At 49.5% G+C, this 4,983-nt stretch carries 7 protein-coding genes; all 7 read left to right on the top strand.

The features are described 5' to 3' along the window. The first annotated feature begins 19 nt into the window (after positions 1-19). A complete protein-coding gene (gene atpD / locus LUCIF_RS22410; protein ID WP_122630053.1) occupies positions 20-1,444 on the top strand; it encodes a F0F1 ATP synthase subunit beta in 1,425 nt (474 codons plus the stop codon). A 3-nt stretch (positions 1,445-1,447) separates the two neighbouring features. Beyond that, positions 1,448-1,858, top strand: a complete 411-nt coding sequence (locus LUCIF_RS22405; RefSeq protein ID WP_122630052.1) for a F0F1 ATP synthase subunit epsilon — start codon at positions 1,448-1,450, stop codon at positions 1,856-1,858. Between the two features lie 222 nt (positions 1,859-2,080). After that, complete coding sequence (locus LUCIF_RS22400) at positions 2,081-2,473, top strand: hypothetical protein (protein WP_122630051.1); 393 nt, start codon at positions 2,081-2,083, stop codon at positions 2,471-2,473. Positions 2,474-2,484: 11 nt separating this feature from the next. Continuing rightward, positions 2,485-3,174, top strand: a complete 690-nt coding sequence (gene atpB / locus LUCIF_RS22395) for a F0F1 ATP synthase subunit A (protein ID WP_122630050.1) — start codon at positions 2,485-2,487, stop codon at positions 3,172-3,174. Between the two features lie 42 nt (positions 3,175-3,216). Then, entirely contained in the window at positions 3,217-3,468 is a 252-nt protein-coding gene (gene atpE, locus LUCIF_RS22390) for a F0F1 ATP synthase subunit C (protein WP_122630049.1), read from the top strand. Positions 3,469-3,536: 68 nt separating this feature from the next. Then, the gene (gene atpF, locus LUCIF_RS22385) at positions 3,537-4,040 is read left to right on the top strand and encodes a F0F1 ATP synthase subunit B (RefSeq protein ID WP_122630048.1); all 504 of its coding nucleotides are present in this window, start codon (positions 3,537-3,539) and stop codon (positions 4,038-4,040) included. A gap of 261 nt (positions 4,041-4,301) precedes the next feature. Beyond that, positions 4,302-4,868, top strand: a complete 567-nt coding sequence (locus LUCIF_RS22380) for a F0F1 ATP synthase subunit delta (RefSeq protein WP_207858317.1) — start codon at positions 4,302-4,304, stop codon at positions 4,866-4,868. The last annotated feature ends 115 nt before the right edge of the window (positions 4,869-4,983 follow it).

Below are 4,983 nucleotides of genomic sequence, written 5' to 3'. Positions count from 1 at the left end.
AAAGAAAGGGGGTATACCCTTGAGTGACAGCAATCAAAATACGGGCAAGGTAATTCAGGTTATCGGGCCTGTGGTAGATATTGAGTTTCACCCGGAACATCTGCCGGCGATCTATAACGCCATTCATATTGACGGGGAAACGAGCGGGGTAAAAATTCATCTGACCGTGGAAGTGATGCAGCATCTGGGGGACAACACCGTTCGCTGCGTGGCCATGTCTTCCACCGACGGGTTGACCCGGGGTATGCAGTGCATTGATACGGGAGCGTCGATTAAGATTCCTGTAGGCAAAAATACATTGGGACGGGTGTTTAACGTTCTTGGTGATACGGTAGACAACAATCCGGAAAAAGTGGAGGCCGAGGATTACTGGCCGATTCACCGTCCGGCCCCTTCCTTCGAAGACCAGGAAACAGCGACGCAAATCCTGGAAACGGGCATCAAAGTGGTAGACCTCATTGCCCCGTATGCCCGGGGTGGTAAAATCGGCCTGTTCGGCGGTGCGGGCGTAGGGAAAACGGTATTGATTATGGAACTGATCCGCAATATCGCGACCGAGCACGGCGGCTATTCCGTGTTCTCCGGCGTAGGCGAGAGGACGCGGGAAGGCAACGATTTGTGGTCGGAAATGAAAGAATCGGGCGTTATTGAAAAAACGGCTCTGGTATACGGCCAGATGAATGAACCGCCGGGAGCGAGAATGCGGGTTGGACTGACAGGACTGACTATGGCGGAATACTTCCGTGATGTGGGCGGGCAGGACGTATTGCTCTTTATTGACAACATCTTCCGGTTTATTCAGGCCGGTTCGGAAGTGTCGGCCCTGTTAGGCCGGATGCCGTCGGCGGTAGGGTATCAGCCGACGCTGGCCACCGACGTGGGGGCTTTGCAGGAACGGATTACATCGACGAAAAAGGGTTCTATTACCTCGGTACAGGCGGTCTATGTACCGGCCGACGACCTGACGGACCCGGCGCCGGCGGCAACGTTCGCCCATCTGGACGCCACGACGGTACTGTCGCGGCAAATTGCCGAGCTGGGGATTTATCCGGCGGTGGACCCGCTGGATTCCACCTCACGGATTATGGACCCGCACGTTTTGGGTGAAGAGCATTATCAGGTGGCGCGAAGCGTACAGGAAGTCCTGCAGCGGTATAAAGAACTGCAGGATATCATTGCCATACTGGGGATGGAAGAACTGTCCGACGAAGACAAACTGACCGTATCGAGGGCGCGTAAGATTCAGCGGTTCCTGAGTCAGCCGTTCTTTGTGGCCGAGACCTTTACGGGCACGCCGGGCAAGTATGTGCCGCTGAAAGAGACCATTCGTGGCTTTAAGGAAATTGTGGAAGGCAAGCATGACGAGATACCGGAATCGGCCTTCTTTATGGCGGGAACAATCGACGAAGTGGTGGAAAAGGCACAGAAAATGAAGGGGGAATAACAGTTGGCCAAGACAATACGGCTGGACATCGTGACCCCTGAACGAATCGTATATTCGGACAATGTCAACATGGTGATTGCCCGGGCGACGGACGGGGACCTGGGGATTCTGCCCGGGCACGTGCCGCTGATAGCGGGTTTAAGCATTTGGCCGCTGCGGATTTTAAAGGACGAAGGCGAGACGGAAGTGTCGGTCTGCAGTGGATTTATTGAAGTGCAGCCGGAAAAGGTGACTGTTCTCGCCGGCTGTGCCGAATTGCCGGAAGAGATTAATGTGGAGCGGGCGGAAGAGGCTAAGGAAAGAGCCGAGAGCCGCTTGAAAAGCGCTGACGGAATTGACACTGTCCGGGCCGAAGCCGCTTTGCGCCGGGCTGTTGTCCGGTTAAAGGTAGCGGAATTTAAAAACAAAATGTAGATAAGCAGTAAAAAAAACAAGACTGGGAGTTCCCGGTCTTGTTTTTTTTTATATGACAAGACGATCCTTGTGTCTTTTCCCGTGCCCTGAGCCCTGCGCCACGAGCCGAAAGACCGCACAGCGGTTTCTCTTTTAAAAAAAACTGTAATATATCTCCAAGCAGCTAAATATATTGACATAAGAAACGCAATAAAAAAGGGGGGAAGGCAGAAAGCCGGTTTTGTGGCCTACTTACGCTTTGTAGTTAAACCAATTTTTCAATGGTTAAGCCTGGGAATGGCGGTCATCTGCAGCGGGGCTTATCTTACCGGATATGGGACAATTATTACCGGTCTTGTACTGGGATTTATAGCCGGACTATTTTACTTTTTATTACTGTATTATCAAATTGAAAAATACACCGGCGCTGTGAATCCGGCTGCAGCAGGTTATCTGCGCTGGGGCTGGTGGATAAGAATGGGAATCTTGCTGGTATTATGGGGGGCGTTGGGAGAATCAAGAGTAGATAGGCTGGCAGCCATAGTCGGTTTTTTTTCTTTGCCGGTCAGCTGGTCTATCTATGCAGTCCTGATTTGTATTGATCAGATCAAGGCGTCCCATAAATTAAAAGGATAAGGAGGAGAGATATGGGCCACGGCGGAGGAAATGACATGGGAGCACACAAGCTGGCACATTTGGCCGGTCTTACTTTCAATATGGATACGCTTTATATGACCTGGCTGGCGATGGCAATTGTCATTCTGATTGCGATAATAGCAACCAGAAAACTGGAACTGGTACCCCGGGGCTGGCAGAATCTTTTGGAATTGGCGGTAACCGCTATTTTGGACCAGATTGAAGCTACCATGGGGTCCAGGGGTAAAAAATTAGCGCCCCTGATCATTACCCTGTTTTTATTTTTACTGATTGCCAACTGGCTGGGTCTGATTCCGGGACTTTCGTCACCCACCAACGACATTAATACCACATTGGGGCTCGCTTTGATGATCGTGGTTCTGGTGCATATTCTGGGCGTGAAAAACAGAGGGGCAGGCAACTATGTGAAGCATTTTTTCCAACCATACATTCCGTTTGTGTTCATTAATTTGATTGAAGAACTGGCCAAGCCGATCACATTGTCTTTCCGTCTGTTCGGCAACATATTGGCCGGCGAGATTTTAATTGTTGTGTTAAGTATTCTTGTTCCGGTATGGATGCCAATTCCTAATATTTTGTGGTTGGGGTTTAGTGTTTTCGTTGGTCTGGTTCAGGCATTTATTTTTACTATGTTGTCTATGTCGTATTTAGCTGGGGTAACAAAAGACGATTATCACTAAATGTAGGATGAATCAGAGATTAAGGAGAAGGAGGGAGTTTCAATGGAACACGCTATTATGGTTGCGGCTTCTGTAATCGGAGCCGGTCTTGCCATTGGTCTGGCCGCTGTCGGCGCAGGGATCGGTGACGGTTCGGTTACGGCCAAAGCGGTTGAGGGTATGGCGAGACAACCGGAAGCAAAGGGGACGATCCTGGTGAACATGTTTATTTCAGTAGGTTTGATCGAGTCTATTCCTATTATTGCCGCCGTTATAGCCATTGTATTAGTATTTGCCAATCCATTCTTACAGTAAACTGTGCTTAAAAGCGGCTGGCAGGATTTCCTGCCAGCGCTTCTAACGCCGGAGAGGAGGGATACTCGTTGGTCGAATTAAACGCGACGTTATTAGCGCAAATCATAAATTTTCTCATTCTGATGGCCATTTTGGTAAAAGTAGCCTATAAACCACTGATGAAAACCCTGGCGGAAAGGCAGGAAAAAATAGCCGGCAGTCTGGAAGCGGCGGAAAAAGACCGGGCGGAGGCGAAAAAACTGTTGCTGGAATACCAGCAGCAAATGGCAGAGGCCCGGATGCAAGCCCAGGAGATTGTCGACAAGGCAACCAAAGTAGCCGGGCAGAACAAGGAGGAAATTCTGGCGGAAGCGCGGACGGAACACGTCCGGATGCTGAAAGCGGCTCAGGAGGAAATCCAGCGGGAAAAAGAGGAGGCATTAGTCGAACTGAAAGATGAAGTGGTTTCCCTGGCACTGACGGCCGCTGCCCAAATTGTCGGTCAGAACCTGGATGCGGCAATAAATAGACAACTAGTCCAGAATTTTATTGATCAACTGGATGCCAATAAATTGAATTCCTATCCCAACTAATTTAAGTAGACTTAAAGATTTGCGATATAAATCTTTATTTAGAAATAGAGTGACCCACATTTCGCACCCTGAACTTATAGCGACAATATTTTTCCCAGTTTATAGCCGCAAAGTAATAATGAGTTTATATTTTTGTTAGCATTCACTCAGTTTATCTTTGCCTGGAGAATTATTGTCGAGTGACAGAGGACTGCGAAAAATGGGATTGAATAGTCAAAGGCCGGAATAAGGGTCTTTGGAAAATGGGTGGTAAGCATGCAAATGAACCAGTTGGCGGACAAATACGCCCAGGCCATCTATGAACTGGCAGTGGAAAATAATAAGCTGGAATCCGTAGGAAAGGAATTGGCCGCAGTGGGCAGCACCATTGAGGGACAGGAAGAATTGGCAACGCTTTTGTATCACCCGCGGGTCCCGGCGGAGGCTAAAAAAGAAGTGCTCCGGCAAATATTCCAGAGCGAACTGACTGATTTTGTCTATAAATTTTTGCTGCTGCTGGTGGATAAACGGCGGGAAACCGCATTGCCGGATATACTGAAGGAATATAATCAACTCGCCAATCAGGCCCGCAACATTGCCGAGGCGGAGGTCACCACCGCCCTGCCGCTGACGCCGGAGGAAGAAGAGGCGCTGGCGAAAAAACTGAGCACGGTGACAGGCAAACAAGTGATATTAAAAACCAACATAAACAAGAGCATCATCGGCGGAGTGATCGTGCGAATGGGGGACAAACTGATAGACGGCAGCGTGGCCCGGCAAATGCAGATGCTGAAAACGGCGCTGATGAATATGGAAGTGACAAAGATTGGGGTGACGAACGAGATATGAAAATGAGGCCAGAAGAAATAACCTCGATAATCAAACAGCAAATCGAGCGTTACCAGGTAGACCTCAATGTGGACGACGTAGGCACCGTAATCGAAGTCGGTGACGGCATCGCGCG

The organism is Allolucifera butyrica, assembly GCF_900476375.1.
Taxonomy (GTDB): Bacteria; Bacillota; Negativicutes; order Sporomusales; family UPPP01; genus Lucifera; species Lucifera butyrica.
The sequence above is the reverse complement of the archived record's forward strand: the minus strand, read 5'-3'. Positions and strand labels throughout refer to the sequence as shown.